Here is a 19492-nt window from a genome sequence, read left to right on the forward strand (position 1 = left end):
TGTCTTACCAGACGACGCCGGGGCGGGCACGGAACGAGGCGACGGCGTCCGTCACGCCCGTGTCAGAGCCGGGGCGAACGTCGCCGCGACGACGGTGACGTCGTCGGCCTGCTCGTCGTCGCCGACCAGCTCGGCGACCTTCTGCACGATGTCGCTCGGGTCACCGGACGAGATGAGCAGCAGTTGGAACTGGCTGAAGGCGTGCAGTTCGTCCGGGAAGAGGTCGAGGACCCCGTCGCTGATGCAGACGATCGTGTCGCCTGGGTGCAGCTGGTCGGCGTACGACGTCCAGCGGTCCCCGAGGCCGATGGGGAGGTCGGACGACTGCAGCCGCTCCACGAGACCGGTGGCGCGCCGGATGAGCGCCAGCCCGTGTCCGCCGTCGGCCCAACGGATCTCGCCCGACGGCGTGATGCGGGCGTGGAAGCACGTGGTGAACTGGACGTCGCCGTCACCGCTCGCGAGGCCCGTCGTCGCACGACGCAGGGCCACGGCGGGGTCGAGATCGTCCGACGAACTGCGGATGACGGAACGCACGGCGGCGGCGATCATCCCCGCTCCGACGCCTTTGCCCATGACGTCCCCCACGGTCAGGGCGATGCCGTCCGGGGTGGGATACCAGTCGTAGAAGTCGCCCCCGACGGCGCGGGCGGGGATGCACCTCCCCCGGACGGCGAACATCTCGGGAAGGAGGCTCGTCTTCGGTGGCAGGAGCGACTGCTGGATGGTCGCGGCCCGGTCGAGCTCCCGTTCGACCGCGTGCTGCTGCGCTCGGGACAGCTCCACCTTGCGGCTCGCCTGCCGGGCGAGCTCGTTGATGGCGAGGCCGATGGTGGCGTAGATGGCCAGGGAGAAGGCGATGCGGATGAACTCGCTGGGCGCGCGTCCGCTCGGCTCGATCACGAACGGCAGCATGAAGGTGACCGCCGATCCGATCAGCAGCCACACGATGCTGAGCCGCCCCGGCCACACGGCGATCCAGACGATCGGCAGCAGGATGATGGGGATGAAGACGGACCCGCTGTCACCCGTTCCGTAGCGGAGCAGGCCCACCGCGACGAAGTCGGCGGCGGGGATGACGATCTCCCAGGTGAGCAGGCGGGGACGCCGGGAGACCACCGAGGCGAAGACGACGCCGCAGAACGCGGCGAAGACGCCGGCCCACATGCTCGGTGCATCGCTGACGGGCAGCCACGGGATGAGCGTGCTCACGACCGCGGCGAGCAACACGAAGAGGAAGACGAAGCCCTGCTTGAGCAGGGCGACGTGACGTCGCGAGCCGGCCGACATGACCCGCGCGAGGAGGCCGGAGTCGCCCCAGACGCTGGGGCGCAGGGTGTCGTTGCCCAACTGACTGACGCTCATGACCCAAGGCTAGGGCGACCGGGCCTCCATCGGGGAGAAGGCGATGCCCCAGAACGTGGGGCGAGGACGAGAAACGGCCCCTCCCGGGGAGGGAAGAGCCGTCTCGATGCGGAGGATAGGGGATTCGAACCCCTGAGGGCTTGCACCCAACACGCTTTCCAAGCGTGCGCCATAGGCCACTAGGCGAATCCTCCAGGGCGGGCACACGGTGAACCGGCGCACGACCGAGACCAGCGTACCGGACTCCGCGGGGCCCGGAGGACGCCCCCGTGTCGCTGCTGACCTTGAGGCTCCCTCATGGCTACCGTCGGGGCATGACCGACGCGCACCGCCCCTCCTCGGAGCACCTCGACGCCGCCCTGCCGCCGCGGGCCCGCGCCGTCGTCGCCGCCCTCCGTGCCGCCGGCGCCGAGGGCGAGGTCCGCGAGTTCGACGAGTCGACGCACACGGCCGCACAGGCCGCCGCCGCCCTCGGCTGCGTGGTGGGCGCCATCGCCAGCAGCCTGGTGTTCCACACCGGCGGGGAGGCCCTGCTCGTGCTCACCAGCGGCGCCCACCGGGTCGACACCGACCTGGTGGCGTCGACGCTCGGCCGGGGCCCGATCATGCGGGCGAACGCCGACCAGGTGAAGCGCGCGACCGGCCAGGTCATCGGCGGCGTGGCCCCGGTCGGCCACCCCAGCCCGGTGCGGACGCTCGTCGACACCGCGCTCGAGACCCACGACGTGCTCTGGGCGAGCGCCGGCACCGCGAACACCGTCTTCGCCACGACGTTCGCCGAGCTGGTGCGCGTGACCGGGGGCACCCCGGCGCGCGTCGCCTCCGACGACCTCTGAGACCGGCCCCCTCGGTCCTCGACGTCGGCGGCCACCCGTAGCATTTCCCCATGCCGCCCCTCACGTCCGCCCGCGTCGACGCCTGGCTCTGGGCCGTCCGGCTCTACAAGACCCGCTCGGCCGCCAACGCCGCCTGCCGGGCCGGTCACGTGCGGGTGAACGGCGAGCGCGTCAAGGCCGCCCAGGCGGTCCGTCCCGGCGACGAGGTCCGGGCGCGCATCGCGGGCTTCGAGCGGATCGTCGTCGTCAAGACCTGCCTCGTGAAGCGCGTCGGTGCTCCGGCCGCGGCCGAGGCGATGACCGACCTCACTCCCCCGCCACCGCCGCGCGAAGAGGTCGCCGCCGTACCGGTCCGCGACCGAGGCGCGGGCCGCCCGACCAAGCGCGACCGTCGCGAGATCGAGCGCCTCCGGGACCGCGCAGAGAGCTGACACTCGCTCGAGTCCCCCGATCACGGGCTCCCCGCACTGGGGTGGGACGCCCCGGTATCTGTGCGAACGCATCGTCTACGCTGAGGGCACGGCGCTGCCCCGACAGCAGCAGCCTCGGGTCGGGGGACTCGGGGTCACGCCGACCCCGGGGGGACGACATGAACACGACCGACGCGGCGATGCCGACCGAGCGGGGCACCGTGACGGTGCGGCCACGGCGCGAACTCGCCCGGAGCGCCACGCTCACCGGCGTCTTCAGCCTGTCCCCCGTGCTGATCGCGGTGCTGTGGCTGACCCTGCCGAGCGGCCACCAGAGCGGCGTGCTGGCCGTCACCTGCGGCGTCGTGGTGATGGGACTGCTCATGTACTGGCGCTACCGCCTCTCGTACGCGGCCGTCACGCGCAGCGAGTTCGTCAAGCGGGGGTGGTTGCCCGGCTTCGTCCGGCTGCGGCGCGACGAGGTCGACTCCCTCGTGCTCGTCCGCACCTACCGGGACCACTCGACCGAGACCGTCACGCAGCTGCTCGCCCTCGACGACGAGGGGCGACGCCTGTTCCGGATGCGGGGCACGTACTGGTCGGAGGCGTCCGTGCACGCCGTCGTCGACGCACTCGGCATCCCGACGACCGTCCTGTCCCGGGCCCTCACCCGCCGCGAGTTCTTCGCGGCCTACCCCGACAGCCCCTACTGGTACGAGAGCCGCCCGTGGATCGGGGTCACCATCGCCTGCGGCCTGTTCGCCCTGGCGACCGGCACGCTCGTGGTGCTCTTCCAGGCGTTCGGCAACCCCGCCTGAGGACGTGCCCGCGGGCCCGGGCCTGCACCGCCTCGGGCTGCACCGCCTCGGGGATGCACCACCTCGGGACTGCACCGACCCGGGGCTCAGCGGCGACGCAGCGTGCCGAAGATGCCCTTGACGACCTCGCGCACGACCGCCTTGCCGGCACTCGAGCCGAGGACCTCGCCGAGCAACCCGCCGGTCGATCCGGACCCCGACGAACCGGACCCCGAGGAGGCGCCGGTCGTCGTCCCGCGCCCGGCACGCGCCTTCGCGGCCGCCCGTTCGGCTCGCTCGAACTCCTTCTGCTGACGTTCGTACTCGGCCTGGGCGGCCTTCCGCTCGCGCTCGGCGGCGGTGACCGCCTGGGCGTCCGCCTTCTCGCGGGCCGCGGCCTCCTTGAGCTGGGCGTCGATCGTGGCCTGACGTGCCGCGGCGTCGGTCCGTTCGCGCTGGTCGAGCGCGGCCGCCTCGAGCTTGCGGGCCAGGATCTCCCGGGCCGAGTCGCGGTCGATCGACGCACCGTAGGCGGCGGTCAACGGCGACGCCGCGACCGCCGCGGTCATGACGTCGGCCGGGGTCGGCGACATCGAACCGCGCGGGGCACGGAGGCGCGTCCACGCGACCGGGCTGGGAGCCCCCTTCTCGTTCATGACCGTCACCACCGCCTCCCCGGTGGCGAGGCCGGTGAGCACCGCGGCGAGGTCGTAGTCGCTCGTCGGATACGTCGACACCGTCGCCCGCAGGGCCTTCGCGTCGTCGGGCGTGAAGGCGCGGAGCTGGTGCTGGACGCGCGAGCCGAGCTGGGCGAGCACCTCGCCCGGGACGTCCTTCGGGGTCTGGGTGACGAAGACGATGCCCACGCCCTTGGACCGGATGAGCCGGACGGTCTGCGTGATCTGCGCCAGGAACTCCTTCGAGGCGTCGGCGAACAGCAGGTGCGCCTCGTCGAAGAAGAAGACGAGCTTCGGCTTGTCGAGGTCGCCCACCTCGGGCAGGTCGTTGTAGAGGTCGGCGAGCAGCCACATCAGGAAGGTCGAGAACAGCGCCGGCTGGTCGTGCACACCGGGCACCTCGAGCAGGCTGACGACGCCACGACCGTCCTCGGCCGTGCGGAGGAACTCGGCGGTGTCGATCTCGGGCTCGCCGAAGAACGCGTCGGCCCCCCGGTCGGCGAACGTGATCAGCTCGCGGAGGATCACCCCGACGGTCTGTCTGCTCAGCCCGCCCAACTCCTTGAGTTCGCCCTTGCCCTCGTCGCTCGTCAGCCAGGTCAGCACGGCCCGCAGGTCGGACAGGTCGAGCAGCGGCAGCCCGGCCTGCGCGGCGTAGTGGAACACCAGGCCGAGGCTGCTCTCCTGCGTGTCGTTGAGGCCGAGCACCTTGCTGAGCAGCAGCGACCCGAAACCGCTGACCGTCGCGCGGACCGGCACGCCGGTGCCCTTGCCGCCCAGGGCGAAGTACTCGGTCGGTGCCGCCTGCGGCGACCAGTCCTGGCCGATCCCCCGCGTGCGGGCCAGCAGCTTCTCGTTCGCCTCGCCCGGCGTCGCGATGCCCGACAGGTCGCCCTTCACGTCGGCCGCGAACACCGGGACCCCGGCCGCCGAGAGCTGCTCGGCGAGCACCTGCAGGGTCCTGGTCTTGCCCGTGCCGGTCGCACCGGCCACGAGCCCGTGCCGGTTGAGCATCGCGAGCGGGATGCGCACGGGCACGTCGACCCGGGCATCGCCGTTCACGAGGGCGCCGAGCTCGAGGGCGGGACCGTCGAAACCGTAGCCCGCGCGGACGAGGTCGACCGCCGACTCGTCGAGCGGCCCGCCGGGCGGGACGGGCAGGCCGTCGACCGGGGTGCCGGCGACCGGCTCGGGTTCGGTCAGCCCGGCGTCCGCCGCGGCGTCGGCGACGTCCGCCTCGGCCGCGAGCCGCTCGGCCCGCGCGAGTGCCGCCTCCGCGTCCTGCTTCGCCTTCTCGGCGGCGGCGACCGCTGCGGCGGCCTCCGCCCTGGCCTGCTCGAGCGCGTCCGTCATGCGGCCAGCCTAGGCACCCTGCGCACCGCGGTCCGGGCGAGTTCGGCCACACCGGGCGACGCCGCACGCCGGCCTCGTCCGGACCCGCCCGTGATCGACCCCGCGAGCGCCCCCGTCATCGACCCCGCGAGCGGCACCGTCAGGCGCGGCGCCCCTGCCAGATCCAGCCGCGACCCCGCACGCGCTCCTGCTCGTCGAGCAGCCGGTGCGCGACCGGGGCCCAGAGGACGACCGCGACCCCGGCACCGATCAGCAGTCCGCCGATCGTGTCGGTCAGCCAGTGCGCCCCGAGGTAGGTGCGGCTGAGCAGCATCAGCACCGTGTAGGCCGCGCCTGCGACCCACACCCAGACGCGTCGCAGGATCACCCCGAGCACGACGGCCAGCGTCGCGGCGTTGGACGTGTGGCCCGAGGGGAACGAGCCGTAGTCGCTCACCACGAGGATGTCCTCGGGACGGGCCCGGCCGAACGTGTGCTTGACGACCTGGACCACGCCCGCGCTGAGCGCGCAGGCGGCGATCCAGTAGAGCGCGGCCCAGGGGCGACGGCGCAGCAGGAAGAGCGCGGCGACGCCCAGCGGGACGACGAAGACGCCGACCACGCCCGCGCCGATCGAGTTGAAGATCAACGAGGGGACGTCCCAGAACGGGCTGCGGTGCTCGACCAGTTCGCCCATGAACCGCTCGTCGACGCCGATCACCCCCGCCCGGGCCGTGATCACGACGCCGAGCAGCAGCACGACGCCGATGGCGCCGAGCGCGCTGAACACCCACCAGCGGCGCTGCACGCGGCGGGCCACCCGTTCTTCGGACGGCGAGGCGGGCTTCGGGGCGAGCGGGTCGGTGCGCATCCCCAGACGGTACCGGGAGGCGCGGGTCGGCGACCGGGAGGCGCCGGTCGTCGACGCTCGACGACGGACGACCGGGAGGCGCGGGTCAGCGACCCAGCGCCGGCACCGTCCGCGGGCGCACCAGCAGCCACAGGCTCGCGATGGCCACGCACGAGGTGGCGACCATGACGCTGCCCATCGGCACGGCGGACCCGATGCCGAGGAACCCGACCACCGGCGAGATGAGCCCCGCCAGGCCGAAGTTCAGCGCGCCGAGCAACGACGCCGCCGTCCCTGCCTCCTTGCCGTGGTTGGCGAGCCCGAGCACCTGGACCTGCGGGAACGAGAAGCCGCAGGCCGCGATGAAGAACCACAGCGGCACGAGGATGCCCACGAGCCCGGCACCGAGCGAGTCGAGCACGACGATCGACGCGGCGGCGAGCAGCAGGACGATCGTCGAGCAGGCGAGGATCCACTGCGGCCCGACCCGCCGGGCCAGCCGCGAGCTGATCTGGACGCCGGCGACGATCCCGAGCGAGTTGATCGCGAACAGGTAGCCGTACTGCTGGGCGTTCAGGCCGTAGACCTCCTGGAAGAGGAACGACGAGGCCGAGAGGTACGAGAACAGGCCTGAGAAGACCATCGCCCCGATCAGGGCGACGCCGACGAAGATCCGGTCGCTGAAGAGCACCTTGTAGCGCTGTCCGAGCGTCGTGTGCCCGGCCTCGTGCCGCCGGGCGGGCGGCAGGGTCTCGACGATCAGGAAGATCGCGGCGATGATCACGAACGCGCCGTAGGCCACGAGGAACACGAAGATGCCGCGCCAGCTGGTGAAGGCCAGCAGCTGGGAGCCGATCACGGGCGCGACGATGGGGGCGAGCCCGTTCACCAGGGCGAGACGCGACAGCATGCGCACGAGCGGCAGCCCACCGAACAGGTCGCGCACCGTCGCCATGGCGACGACGCCCCCGGCGGCGGCACCCATGCCCTGCAGCACCCGGAACACGGCGAGCAGCTCGATGGTCGGCGCGCTGGCGGCGCCGATGCTGGCGAGGATGTGCACGGCGGTCGCGACGATCAGCGGCGTGCGACGGCCGACCTTGTCGCTCCACGGCCCGACCAGCAGCTGCCCCACCCCGAAGCCGATCGTCGTCGCCGTCAGCGTCAGCTGGATGACGCCGCTGTCGACGGAGAAGTCCCGGCTGAGTTCGGGGAACGCCGGCAGGTAGAGGTCGATCGTGAACGGCCCGAGCGCGGTGAGCGCGCCGAGCACGACGACGTAGACGAGCCGCTGGCGGCGGGTCAGGGAGTCACCCGGGTGGACGACGGTGGTCACGAGGCAGGTCCTGTCTGGGGGGTCGCGGAGGGGCGGTCACGGAGGGAGGGCACGGGGCGGTCACGGATCGGGGCACGCGAGGAGGCGCGGCCACGACGACGAGGCCGGCTCGCGGCTCGAATCGATGCGACCCGGCCGTCGCGCACGACCACCACGAGATCGGAGGGGGTGGGAGGAGGGAGGGGAACGGCGTCGCTGCACGACACCCGTCGGTTCTCAGCCTAACCCCGCCGTGCACCCCCGCGACAGCCCTTCCGCCTCGGCGGCTCGCGCCGTGCCGTGTCGGCGCGTCGGCCCGGTCTAGGCTCGACCTGGCCTCGGACGCGATCGTCCCGTCCGAGCACCCGAGGAGGAACGTCCATGGTCGACGCGCGCATCGTCCAGACCACGAAGGCACTGCACGCCGCCGTCGTCGAGCTCGCCTCGACCCGGCCCGTGTCGAGCATCTCGGTCGCCGACGTCACCCGGGCCGCGGGGATCAACCGCGCGACGTTCTACAGCCACGCGACCTCGCCCGGCAGCCTGCTCACCGCGGTGCTCACCCCCGAGCTCGACGCCATCCGCGACGAGGACCACGCGCTGCGGCTCGACGGCCGGGCCGACGGCCCCGACGCGACGCGGCGTGCGATGGAGAAGGTCGTCGACCACGTCGTGCGGTACCGCGAGATCTACCGTCTCGCCCTGCCCGACCCGCTCGACGCGTCGATCCACCAGGCGCTGGCCCGCCACTTCGAGGAGTCGAGCGTGCAGCACCTCGCCGGCCTGCCCGCCGGCAGCCTCCCCGAGGGGCTCGCGGTGCACATCGCCGCCGGCCACCTGGCACACGGGCTCGTGGGAGCCGTCGAGGCCTGGCTCGGCGGCAAGCGGACGAGCCGCCGCGCCCTGCTCGACACCATGAACCTCATGCTGCCCACCTGGTGGGGTTGACCCGCAGCGCTCCCCGTTCCGACGGCTCGGCGGGCCGCCCAGCCGCCTAGGAGGCGCGCAGCAGTCCCGGCCCCACGCGCAGCACCCCGTCGGTGAGCGGTTCGCATCGGACTCCCCCGCGGCCCCGGAGCGCGCGGAAGGCCCCCGCGCCGAACACCACGTCCATCCACGCGCACGGGTTCGCCGCCCGGTTCGCGCGGAACGACACCGGGCCGTCGCCCGTGTCGAGGTCGAACTCGCGACCCACGAGGGCGTCGACGTCGATGCCGCGCACGACCACGTTGCGACGCGTCAGGGCGGCGTCGAGCACCGTGCCCTCGGGCAGGCCGAGCTCGCGGGCCAGGTACCCGAGCTGCTCGGCGGCGAAGAGGGTGACCGAGGCCCCGCGGTGCGCCGGGGCGTTGAAGTAGCGGTCGCCCACGATGCCGAGGTGGGCGCGCACGGTGACGGCGTCGTGCGACTCGGGGCCCGTGGTCGGGGCCGGGGCCGGGCCGTCGGCGGGGCGGCCGACGTAGCGGGACCGGGGCGAGGCGAGCAGCGACTCGACGGTGACCGGCGTCGCGGACGCGGCCCGCGCCTCCTGCGCTCGTCGGTCGGTGTCCACGGACGCACGATACCGCCCGCCGACGACGACGGCCGGGCACCCCGTGCGGGGTGCCCGGCCGGTGCCGGTGCTGCCCGAGGGCAGCGGGGGTGCTACTTGGTGAGCGGCTCGAGCGTCGTGTCGTTGGCGTACGCCTCGGCGGCGTTGTCCTTGGTCACGATCTGCGGGGGCAGCAGGTAGGCCGGGACGACCTTGCTGCCGTTGTCGTACGACTCGTCGTCGTTCGTCTCGGCCTTGTCGCCCTTGCTGAGCGAGCTGACCATCGCGACGGCCTGCTTCACGAGGTTGCGGGTGTCCTTGTTGATGGTCGAGTACTGCTCGCCGGCCATGATCGACTTGACCGACTCGACCTCGGAGTCCTGACCGGTGACGGTCGGGATGTCCTTGCCGGCCTGCTTCACCGAGGTGATGATGGCGCGGGCCAGGGTGTCGTTCGGGCTCAGGACGCCGTCGAGCTCCTTGTCACCGTAGGTGCTGGTGAGCAGCGAGTCCATGCGGCGCTGGGCGTTCTCGGGCTTCCAGCCGTCGGTCGCCGTCTGCTTGATGTCGGTCTGGCCCGAGGCGACGACGAGGGTGCCGTCGTCGATCTTCGGCTGCAGGACGCTCATCGCGCCGTCGAAGAAGACCTTCGAGTTGGCGTCGTCCGACGAGCCGGAGAACAGCTCGACGTTGTAGGGGCCGTCGGCCTTCTTCGCGGCCATGCCGTCGAGCAGAGCCTGGCCCTGGAGCTCGCCGACCTTGAAGTTGTCGTACGCGACGTAGTAGTCGACGTCCTCGGTGTTGAGGATCAGGCGGTCGTAGGCGATGACCACGGCGCCGGCGTCGTGGGCGGCCTTGACTTGGGTGCCGAGCTGGCCACCGTCGGCCGCGCCGATGATGATGACCTTCGCGCCCTTGGTGACCATGGACTGGATCTCGTCCTGCTGGTTGGCCACGGTGCCGCTGGCGGCCGCGTACTGCACGTCGGGCTTGAACCCGGCGTCGGTGAGGTCCTTGGTGAACAGGTCGCCGGCGAGGACCCAGTTCTCGCTGGTCTTGGCCGGCAGGGCCACGCCGATGGTCGAACCGGACTCGAAGCCCGAGGCCGCGTCGCCCGAACCCGCGTCGGTGCGGGCCGAGTTCGAGCAGCCGCTCAGGATCAGCGTCGTTGCTGCGGCGACCGCGAAGGTCGTCAGCGCGAGTTTGCGCATGCTGTGTCTACTTTCTCGTTGTGAGGGGTGATGCCGTGTGGTCGCCCGCGGTGCGGACTCCCGGTGGAGGCGCGCCCGGCCGTCGACGGACGGGCGCGCGGGTGGTGGGTCTAGTTGGGCGTCGTGGCCTTGGGACGCTGCACGTCCGAGATGTCGCCGTTCGGGGTGAGGGCGGGCTCGGTCGTCTCGGCGTCGCGACCGACGCCGTTCTGGGCGCCCGGGGGCAGGTCGGAGGCCGCGATGCCGTTCTTGTCGCGACGCAGGCCCCGGGTGAGGAACCCGGTGATGGAAGGACGACCCTGGCTCTTGTTGTAGACGTCGACCGCGACCGCGATCAGGAGCACGAGGCCCTTGATCATCTGCACCTTGTCGGAGCCGACGCCCATGAGCTGCAGGCCGTTGTTCAGCACGGCGATGACGAAACCACCGACGATCGAGCCGGTCACCGTGCCGATGCCGCCGGCGACGGCGGCGCCACCGATGAAGACCGAGGCGATGGCGTCGAGCTCCCAGTTGAGGCCGTCCTGCGGGCCGGAGGCACCGGCACGGGCGACGTAGATCATGCCGGCCAGGGCGGCGAGCACGGACATGTTCATCATGACGAAGAAGTTGATGCGCTTCGCCTTGACGCCCGAGAGCTCGGCGGCGTGCGAGTTGCCACCCACCGCGTAGATGTGCCGACCGAAGATCGTGTTCTGCGTGACGAAGCCGTAGACCAGGACGAGCACGCCGAGGATGATGCCCGAGATCGGGAACGACGTCCCGACGCGGCCGCCGGCGAAGAGCGTCGCGGCGTAGGCGATGATCGCGACCAGCACGACCAGCTTGACGGCGCTGACCCAGAGGGGAGCCCGCTCGGAGCCCATCTTCTGCTGGATGCGACGCAGGCGGAACTCGTTGTAGACCACGGCGACGATGATGACGAGGCCGAGCAGCAGGGTCGCGTTGTTGTAGCCGGTGTTCGGACCGAACTCGGGGAGGTAACCCGCGCCGATGACCGTGAAGCCCTCGGGGACCGGGATGGTGTCGGCGTTGCCGACGAACTGGTTGGCACCGCGGAAGAGCAGCATGCCGGCCAGCGTCACGATGAAGGCGGGGACGCCGACGTAGGCGACCCAGAAGCCCTGCCAGGCACCGATGACCACGCCGACCACGAGGCCGAGCAGGATCGCGGCACCCCACGGAAGACCCCAGCTGTCCATCGCCTTGGCGACGACGATGCCGCTGAAGGCGGCGACCGAACCGACCGAGAGGTCGATGTGACCGGCCACGATGACCATCACCATGCCGATGGCGAGGATCAGGATGTACGAGTACTGGCTGACCAGGGCGATGAGGTTCGTGGGCTGCAGGGTGAGCCCGTCGGTCAGCACCTGGAAGATCAGGATGGCCACGACGAGCGTCGCGATCATGCCGAACTGGCGCGCGTTCGACGTGTTGCCGCCGAACACCTTCTTCAGGTCTTTGATGCCACTCATGCGGCTTGCTCCTTCTTCTTCGAGGTCATGGTTCGCATGAGCGTCTCGGCGTCGGCCTCGGAGGCCTCGATCTCGTTCGTGACGGAACCCTCGAAGATCGTGTAGATGCGATCGGAGAGCCCCAGCAACTCGGGCAGTTCGGACGAGATGACGATCACGCCTTTGCCCTGGGCCGCGAGCTGGTTGATGATGTTGTAGATCTCGAACTTGGCGCCCACGTCGATGCCTCGCGTGGGCTCGTCGAGGATGAGCAGGTCGGGGTCGGTGAACATCCACTTCGCCAGGACGACCTTCTGCTGGTTGCCGCCGGACAGCTTGGCGACCCCTTCGTCGACCGTGGGGGTCTTGACGCGCAGGCTCTTCCGGTAGTCCTCGGCGATCGAATGCTCTTCGTAGGTGTTGACCACGGAGGCCTTCGAGATCTTGGTGAGCTTGGCCGCGACCGTCGAGCGCTTGATGTCGTCGAGCAGGTTGAGCCCCAGCACCTTCCGGTCTTCGGAGACGTAGGCCAGGCCGTTGTCGATCGCGTCCGAGACGTTCTTGATCTCGATCTTGCGGCCGTCCTTGACGATCTCGCCCGAGACGAACTGACCGTACGAGCGACCGAAGATGCTCATCGCGAGTTCGGTGCGACCGGCGCCCATCAGGCCGGCCAGGCCGACGATCTCGCCCTTGCGCACGGTGATGGACGAGCCCTTGCAGACGAAGCGTTCGGCCGTCTGCGGGTGGCGCACCCACCAGTCCTTGACCTCGAAGAAGACCTCGCCGATCTTCGGGGTGCGGTCGGGGAAACGGCTGGCCAGGTTGCGGCCGACCATGCCGCGGATGATGCGGTCCTCGTTGACGCCGTCCTCTTTCACGTCGAGCGTCTCGATGGTCTTGCCGTCACGGATGATCGTGATGGAGTCGGCGATGGCCTCGATCTCGTTGAGCTTGTGGCTGATCATGATCGACGAGATGCCCCGACCCTTGAGGCCGCGGATGAGGTCGAGCAGGTGCTGCGAGTCGGCCTCGTTGAGGGCCGCGGTCGGCTCGTCGAGGATCAGCAGCTTGACGTTCTTGTTCAGCGCCTTGGCGATCTCGACGAGCTGCTGCTTGCCGACGCCGAGGTTCTTGATGGCGGTGTCGGGGTCGTCCTTGAGGCCGACGCGGGCGAGCAGGTCGATGGCCTTCGTCTTCGCCGCGCGCCAGTCGATGGCCCCGAAGCGGGTCGGCTCGTTGCCGAGGAAGATGTTCTCGGTGATCGAGAGCTCGGGGATCAGCGCCAACTCTTGGTGGATGATGACGATGCCCTGCGACTCGCTCGAGCGGATGTCGCGGAAGCGCATCTCGGCACCCTGGTAGACGATGTCGCCCGTGTAGGTGCCGAACGGGTAGACACCCGAGAGGACCTTCATCAGCGTCGACTTGCCGGCGCCGTTCTCGCCGCAGATCGCGTGCACCTCACCGGCGCGGACCTGCATCGACACGTCGTCGAGCGCCTTGACGCCCGGGAACTCCTTCGTGATGGAGCGCATCTCGAGGATGACGGGAGAGTCAACGCCCATGCGGGGCACCCCCGGGGATGTGGCTGCTCGCGAGCTGTTCGCTCTGCGTCACGGCACTGGGCACGTCGTCCTCGACCTTCGACCTCGTCGTCGTCCGCCGGTGATGTGCACCGACGGGCATCCTGTGATTCGTCGCCACCGTGCCGGGCCGTCCGTCGAGCCTGGCGAAGGGGCCGGACCCGCCGAATGTGACCGTTCACACTGCGACTGGAGCAAAGCTAATCCCGAGAGGGTGTGCTGTCAAATGCCGATGCCGATCCGTTATCGAACGCGGGCCGACCGACGCGCGCCGCGCCTCCTGACGGCTCGTCCCGCCGTGCGGTGACGGGCCGTCAGAGGAACCACGGGCGCGAGGTCGACCCGCGCACCACCAGTTCCGGAGGGATCAGGGTGCGGTCGACTACCGTGCCGCCCTCGAGCTCGGCCACGACGAGTTCGACGGCTCGTCGGCCGATCAGGGCGAAGTCCTGACGCACGGTCGTGAGCGGCGGCCACAGGTGCGGTGCGGTCGGCGAGTCGTCGAAGCCGACGACGCTGACCTCGCGGGGTACGTCGACGTCGGCCTCGCGGAAGGCGTGCAGCAACCCCACGGCCATCAGGTCGTTGGCCGAGAACACGGCGGTGAAGTCGCGGCGACGCAGCAGCTCCTGCCCGGCCGTGTAGCCGAAGTCGGCGGTCAGGTCGCCGAGGATGGGCGGCTCGATGGACAACTCGGCCTCGCCCATCTCGAAGAGGAAGCCCTGCATCCGCTCGTCGGCCTCGATCCAGTCCTGGGGTCCGGCGACGTGCACGATGTGCCGGTGGCCGAGGTCGATCAGGTGCCGGGTGGCGAGGCGCGCGCCTTCGAACTGGTCGACCGAGAGGCTGTGCGCCCGGGCCCGCTGCGTCGAGTCGAGCGCGACGATGGGGACGTCGAGGTCGAGCTCGTCGATCACGTCGAAGAACTTGCGTTGCGGGGCGATGACGATGATCGCCTCGACGGCCTGGTTGGTGAGCAACTGCAGGCTCGCCCGGACGTCGTCCGACACCGTGGTCGTGCTCGCGATGCTCAGCCGGTAGCCGGCCGTCCGGGCCGCGACCTCGATGGCGTTGACGATCGTCTGTGGACCGAAGTGGACGTTCTGCAGGGTGAGCACGCCGATGGCCTTCGACCGGCTGGTGACCAGCGCCCGCGCGGCCTGGTTCGGTCGGTAGCCGATCTCGTCGATGACGTCGAGCACCTTCTGCCGCGTGCTCGGCCGGATGCTCGGACTGTCGTTGAGCACACGCGAGACGGTCTGGTACGAGACCCCTGCGAGAGCGGCCACGTCGCGGATGTTGGGAGCACGCACCTTGTCGATGTCAGGCTTCACCGTCGCTCCGTCGCTCTGTGACCGGGCGATGTGACCGTACACATCGTCGTCCGGAGACCATTATGCATTCCCCGGAGGTCGCCGACGTCCCGGACGGGGGTCACCGCCCCGTCGCGACGCCCGGCGCCGGCACCGGCATCGGCGGAGCGGCGGCACCATCGGCGGGCAGGAGGCGCGGTCACCGTCCCCGGGGCACCGCGCGGCCGCTCAGGGCGAGCGCGAGCGCCGCGACGCCCGTGCCGACGGCGAAGCAGGCGACGAAGGCGAGGGGGCTGGACGCGCCGCCGAGCACCCCGAACGCGGCGCCGGTCAAGGCCAGCGCGACGGCCGAACCGGTGGAGTCGGCGATGGTCAACGCCGAACTGTTGAACCCGCGCTCGGACTCGGTCGACAGCGCGAGGACGAGCACCGAGAAGCGGGGGTACATGAACCCCATGCCGAATCCGGCGACGGCCCAGGTCGCGATGAGGAAGGCCGGGGGCAGGTGGAACAGGGGGGTCAGCGCGGCGACCACGACGCCGAGGAGCACGAGGACGATGCCGATGCGGATGCCGTCGCGCTGGGCCACCCGGTCGCCGAGCCTGCCCTGCACCCAGCTCGCGAACGCCCAGCCGAGCGCTCCCAGGGTCAGCGTCACGCCGGAGGCCGAGGCGCTGAAGTCGTATTCGGCCGAGAGCATGTACGGGATGTAGACCTCGCTGCCGAGGAACGCCGCCCCCACGAGACCGCGCAGCAGCACCAGGGTGGGCAGCCCCGGCGCGGCGCGCAGCGTGCCCGGCGGCAACAAGGGCCTGAGCGCCACGGCGAGCACGACCACCGCCACCACGATGACGACGACGGTCAACCAGGTCGGGAACTCGGAGACCAGGTTGAGGGCCAGCACGCCGAGGGCCGCGCCGACCGACCAGAGGATGCGACCGATGCTCCAGGGCACGCGCCGCCCACCCTCCGCCACCACGGGCGGAGGGACGCGACGGAGGCTCGGCAGGACGGCGAAGAACGCGGGCACGGCGAGGCCGAGTGCACCGAGGAAGACCCAGTGCCAGCCCACCGTCTCGGCCACGACGCCCGCGACGAGTGGCCCGACGAGACCCGGGACGACCCAGGCCGCGGCGAACCCCGCGAAGATCGACGGGTGCAGGCCCGGCGGGTAGAGCCGGGCGACCATGACGTAGAGGCCGACGATGACCGCGCCGGAGCCGACGCCCTGCACCAGACGGCCGACCAGCAGCACGACCATGTCGGGCGCGGTGCCGACGACGAGCAGCCCGACGGCGAACAGCAGCATCGAGGCGATGACCACGACGCGCGGCCCGCTGCGGTCGGCCCAGTTGCCCGCCGCCACCATGCCGACCAGGCCGGACGCGAGGGGGGCCGCGAAGCTGAGCGAGTAGAGCGCCTCGCCGTCGAGCTCACGGCTGATGATCGGCATGATCGTCGTGACCGCGAGCGACTCGAACGCCGCGATGCCGATCAGGGCGCACATGCCGAGGGTGGCCAGCCGGTACCGACCGCTGAGCACGCCCTCGGGGCGGGTGCTCACGGCGGCGGCGTCGGTCATGTCGTCAGCCTAGGCCGAGCCACCGACGGCACCCCCTCCCCTAGGATCGCCCTCAGGCGGCGAGGGGCGTCGCCTGCGTCTGGGGGTCTCTCTCGTGTCCACTTCTTCTCACCGTGCCGGGTCCGTCCGCGGTCTCGCCCTGACGGTCGCCCTCGGCGTCGTCCTTGGGCTCGGGACGACCACGGTCGCCGTCGCGGCTCCCGTCACCGCCGGTTCGACCTCGTCCCCGACGCTCGCCCAGCAGGACGCGGGTTCCGACCACGAGATGGGGGCATCGGGCGGCACCCGGGACGGGGCCGACGAACGCCTCTCCCGCGCCGCGGCCGTCTCGCCTCCTCGTGGCGTGCCCGGCTTCGACGTCAGCTCGTACCAGCCGTCCCCCGACTTCGCCGCCGCGCGTTCGGCGGGCGCCCGCTTCACGTTCGTCAAGGCCTCCGAGGGCGTGCCCGGCACCTACACGAACGGCAACCCCACCGGCAGCACCAACCGCTACCGTTCCGCCCAGTTCGCCGGCGCACAGGCGGCGGGGCTGACGGCCGGTTTCTACCACTACGCGTTGCCCTTCTACTCGTCCGGGGCACCGCAGGCGCAGTTCTTCCTCGACAACGCCACCGCCTGGGAGCCCGGCATGCTGCCGCCGGTTCTCGACGTCGAGGTGTCGACCAACCCGACGAAGCAGGGTGGACGTTGCTGGGGGCTGTCGCAATCCGAGATGGTCACCTGGATCCAGTCGTGGATCGGCACCGTCGTCGCCCAGCAGGGCGTCCAGCCGCTCATCTACACCAACCAGGACTTCTGGAGCTCGTGCACGGGCAACAGCTCGGCGTTCCCGAAGGACCGCCTCTTCGTCGCGTACTACCCGACGGCGACCACGAACACCCCGGTCGCCCCGCCGACCTCGTCCTTCGCGACCTGGACGTTCTGGCAGTGGTCCCAGACCGAGGACTCGCCCTACCCCGGTGACCAGGACGTGTTCAACGGCACCGAGGCCGACCTCGCGGCCCTCACCCGCCCGACCACCCCGGCCGTGGGCCGTCTCTCGGGAGCCGACGCCTTCGCCACCGCGGCGACCATCGCCGCCAGCGCGTTCACCCCGCCGGTCGTCGTGAACGGCAACGCCCCGGCCAAGGCCTCGATCCCCCTGGTCTACGTCGCGTCGCGCAGCACCTACCCCGACGCCCTCGCGGGGGGCGCGGCCGCCGGCTACCGGGGCGCTCCGGTCCTCCTGACCTACCCCGACACCCTGCCCGACGCGACCCGCGCCCAACTCGCCGAGCTCCGCCCGCAACGCGTCGTCGTCCTGGGCGGGGTGGCCGCGGTCTCCGACACGGTCCGCCAGCAGCTCTCCCAGATCGCGACGACCGGCGCCGCCGGCGTCACCCGTGTCTCGGGTGCGGATCGTTTCGACACGTCTGCGACGATCTCGAGCACGACCTTCCCGAAGGGTCGGGGCGGGACGGCCTACGTCGCGACCGGTCTGGACTTCCCCGACGCCCTCTCGGGCGCAGCCCTGGCCGGCGGCCCCGACAAGGGCCCGATGCTGCTCACGCGGCCCGACGCCCTGCCGCAGACGGTCTCGGCCGAGCTCACCCGGCTGGCCCCCGCACGCATCGTCGTGCTCGGCGGGGTCAACGCGGTGGGAGAATCGGTCATCGCCCAGCTCCAGGCCGTCGCGCCCACGTCGCGGCTCTCGGGTGCCGACCGTTTCGACACCTCGGCCGTCATCGCCGCCGCCGGCTACCCCGCCGGTTCCGACGTGGCGTTCGTCTCGACGGGTGTGAACTTCCCCGACGCGCTCGCCGGAGCACCGACCGCGGGCCGGCTGGGCGGTCCCGTCCTGCTCACGCGACCCGACGCGCTGCCCGTGAGCGTGGGCACCGCCCTGACGAAGCTCGGCACCGACGGCCTGGTCGTGCTGGGTGGCCCCAACGCCGTCAGCCCCGCAGTCGAGGCCGGGCTCTGACCGAGGCCCGCCCCTGACGGACGCGCTCGACGTGGCCACGTGACGGAGGCGCGGTGCGGGACCACCCGCACCGCGCCTCCGTCGTCTCTCGCGAGGGCGCCTACGCGTCGAGGCGGGCGAGCGCCTGCGTGACGTCGGCGAGCAGGTCGTCGACGTCCTCGATGCCGACCGACAGCCGCACGATCGAGTCGGGCACCTCGAGCTCGGTGCCGCGCACCGAGGCATGGGTCATCTCGCTCGGGTAGCCGATCAGCGACTCGACGCCGCCGAGCGACTCGGCCAGCTGGAACAGCTCGGTCGACTCGGCGAACCGTCGGGCCGCGGCGGCACCCGCGCTCAGCTGCACGGAGAGCATGCCGCCGAACGCCCGCATCTGCCGGGCGGCGAGTTCGTGGCCCGGGTGCGACTCGAGCCCCGGGTAGTAGACGCGCTCGACCGCCGCGTGCCCCTCGAGGGCCCGGGCGATGGCGAGGGCGTTCGACGAGTGGCGGTCGACGCGCACGCCGAGCGTCTTGATGCCGCGCACCGTGAGCCACGCCTCCATCGGCGCCGACACGGCACCGACGCCGAACTGGACGAAGCCGACCTTCGCGGCGAGCTCGTCGTCGCGCACGATCACCGCGCCGCCCACGACGTCCGAGTGTCCGCCGATGTACTTCGTCGTCGAGTGGACGACCGCGTCGGCCCCCAGCGCGAGGGGCTGCTGCAGGTACGGCGACGCGAACGTGTTGTCGACGACGACGACGGCCCCGGCCGCGTGCCCGATCTCGGCGAGCGCCGCGATGTCGCTGATCTTCATCAGCGGGTTGCTCGGGGTCTCGACCCAGAGCACGGCCGTCGGGGCGGCCTGGACCGCGGCACGCACGGCGTCGAGGTCGCTCATCTCGACGGTGTCGAGCGTGACGCCCCAGGGCACCCACACCCGGTTGACGAGGCGGTGCGTGCCGCCGTAGACGTCGTTGCCCATGACGATGCGCGTGCCGGGCGCCAGGACCGAACGCAGCAGCGCGTCCTCGGCCGACAGCCCCGAGGCGAAGCTGAACGCGGCGCTGCCGCCCTCGAGGTCGGCGAGCAGGGTCTGCAGCGAGTCGCGCGTCGGGTTCGCCGACCGCGCGTACTCGTAGCCGCCGCGGAACCCGCCGATGCCGTCCTGGACGAACGTGGACGACTGGTAGATCGGGGGGACGACGGCACCGGTGGTGGGGTCGAAGTCCTGGCCGGCGTGGATCGCCCTGGTCGAGAAGCCGTGGGTCATGGGATGTCCTTT

16 protein-coding genes and 1 tRNA gene are annotated in these 19492 nt (G+C 71.4%); 5 read left to right on the forward strand and 12 right to left on the reverse strand.

Features of this window, described 5'->3' with window-relative positions:
- Positions 1-51: 51 nt before the first annotated feature.
- Both EDF21_RS05045 and EDF21_RS05050 read right to left on the reverse strand, forming a co-directional pair.
- A complete protein-coding gene (locus EDF21_RS05045; protein WP_123570498.1) occupies positions 52-1365 on the reverse strand; it encodes a PP2C family protein-serine/threonine phosphatase in 1314 nt (437 codons plus the stop codon).
- Positions 1366-1474: 109 nt separating this feature from the next.
- A tRNA-Ser gene (locus tag EDF21_RS05050) sits at positions 1475-1559 on the reverse strand.
- 120 nt (positions 1560-1679) lie between these two features.
- Between EDF21_RS05050 and EDF21_RS05055 the strand changes: the two genes are divergently transcribed.
- From EDF21_RS05055 to EDF21_RS05065, 3 genes are all read left to right on the forward strand, one after another.
- Positions 1680-2201 carry a YbaK/EbsC family protein gene (locus EDF21_RS05055; RefSeq protein ID WP_123570499.1) on the forward strand — a complete coding sequence of 174 codons (522 nt, stop codon included), beginning with the start codon at positions 1680-1682 and terminating at the stop codon, positions 2199-2201.
- 50 nt (positions 2202-2251) lie between these two features.
- Positions 2252-2632: an RNA-binding S4 domain-containing protein gene (locus EDF21_RS05060; RefSeq protein ID WP_056046493.1), complete on the forward strand. Its 381-nt coding sequence runs from the start codon at positions 2252-2254 to the stop codon at positions 2630-2632.
- Between the two features lie 158 nt (positions 2633-2790).
- Positions 2791-3429: a hypothetical protein gene (locus tag EDF21_RS05065; protein WP_123570500.1), complete on the forward strand. Its 639-nt coding sequence runs from the start codon at positions 2791-2793 to the stop codon at positions 3427-3429.
- Between the two features lie 86 nt (positions 3430-3515).
- Here the strand turns inward: EDF21_RS05065 and EDF21_RS05070 are convergent, their stop codons facing one another.
- The 3 genes from EDF21_RS05070 to EDF21_RS05080 all read right to left on the reverse strand — a co-directional run bounded on the left by EDF21_RS05070 (position 3516) and on the right by EDF21_RS05080 (position 7603).
- Positions 3516-5438, reverse strand: coding sequence for a helicase HerA-like domain-containing protein (locus tag EDF21_RS05070; protein ID WP_123570501.1), 1923 nt, complete (start codon positions 5436-5438; stop codon positions 3516-3518).
- A gap of 139 nt (positions 5439-5577) precedes the next feature.
- Positions 5578-6288: a phosphatase PAP2 family protein gene (locus EDF21_RS05075; protein ID WP_123570502.1), complete on the reverse strand. Its 711-nt coding sequence runs from the start codon at positions 6286-6288 to the stop codon at positions 5578-5580.
- A gap of 85 nt (positions 6289-6373) precedes the next feature.
- Complete coding sequence (locus EDF21_RS05080) at positions 6374-7603, reverse strand: multidrug effflux MFS transporter (protein ID WP_056046500.1); 1230 nt, start codon at positions 7601-7603, stop codon at positions 6374-6376.
- A gap of 360 nt (positions 7604-7963) precedes the next feature.
- On the opposite strand from EDF21_RS05080, the gene EDF21_RS05085 reads away from it, so the two are divergent.
- Positions 7964-8530: a TetR/AcrR family transcriptional regulator gene (locus tag EDF21_RS05085; RefSeq protein ID WP_043592905.1), complete on the forward strand. Its 567-nt coding sequence runs from the start codon at positions 7964-7966 to the stop codon at positions 8528-8530.
- Between the two features lie 46 nt (positions 8531-8576).
- Here EDF21_RS05085 and EDF21_RS05090 read toward each other — a convergent pair whose 3' ends face one another.
- The 6 genes from EDF21_RS05090 to EDF21_RS05115 form a co-directional block, all read right to left on the reverse strand.
- A complete protein-coding gene (locus EDF21_RS05090; RefSeq protein WP_056046502.1) occupies positions 8577-9134 on the reverse strand; it encodes an MOSC domain-containing protein in 558 nt (185 codons plus the stop codon).
- A 92-nt stretch (positions 9135-9226) separates the two neighbouring features.
- On the reverse strand, positions 9227-10324 hold the full coding sequence (locus tag EDF21_RS05095) for a sugar-binding protein (protein ID WP_056046504.1): 1098 nt from the start codon (positions 10322-10324) through the stop codon (positions 9227-9229).
- 110 nt (positions 10325-10434) lie between these two features.
- Positions 10435-11802: a multiple monosaccharide ABC transporter permease gene (gene mmsB, locus EDF21_RS05100; protein ID WP_043592911.1), complete on the reverse strand. Its 1368-nt coding sequence runs from the start codon at positions 11800-11802 to the stop codon at positions 10435-10437.
- Complete coding sequence (mmsA, locus tag EDF21_RS05105) at positions 11799-13349, reverse strand: multiple monosaccharide ABC transporter ATP-binding protein (RefSeq protein WP_056046505.1); 1551 nt, start codon at positions 13347-13349, stop codon at positions 11799-11801. The genes mmsB and mmsA overlap by 4 nt, the downstream gene beginning before the upstream one ends.
- Positions 13350-13681: 332 nt before the next feature.
- Positions 13682-14701 (reverse strand): LacI family DNA-binding transcriptional regulator, encoded by a 1020-nt coding sequence (locus tag EDF21_RS05110; RefSeq protein WP_233568360.1) that lies wholly within the window; start codon positions 14699-14701, stop codon positions 13682-13684.
- A gap of 178 nt (positions 14702-14879) precedes the next feature.
- Complete coding sequence (locus tag EDF21_RS05115) at positions 14880-16262, reverse strand: MFS transporter (protein ID WP_123570503.1); 1383 nt, start codon at positions 16260-16262, stop codon at positions 14880-14882.
- Between the two features lie 94 nt (positions 16263-16356).
- Between EDF21_RS05115 and EDF21_RS05120 the strand changes: the two genes are divergently transcribed.
- On the forward strand, positions 16357-18225 hold the full coding sequence (locus tag EDF21_RS05120; protein ID WP_123570504.1) for a cell wall-binding repeat-containing protein: 1869 nt from the start codon (positions 16357-16359) through the stop codon (positions 18223-18225).
- Between the two features lie 100 nt (positions 18226-18325).
- Here EDF21_RS05120 and EDF21_RS05125 read toward each other — a convergent pair whose 3' ends face one another.
- Entirely contained in the window at positions 18326-19480 is a 1155-nt protein-coding gene (locus EDF21_RS05125) for a cystathionine gamma-synthase (RefSeq protein ID WP_123570505.1), read from the reverse strand.
- Positions 19481-19492 lie beyond the last annotated feature (12 nt).

The organism is Frigoribacterium sp. PhB118, assembly GCF_003751725.1.
Taxonomy (GTDB): domain Bacteria; phylum Actinomycetota; class Actinomycetes; order Actinomycetales; family Microbacteriaceae; genus Frigoribacterium.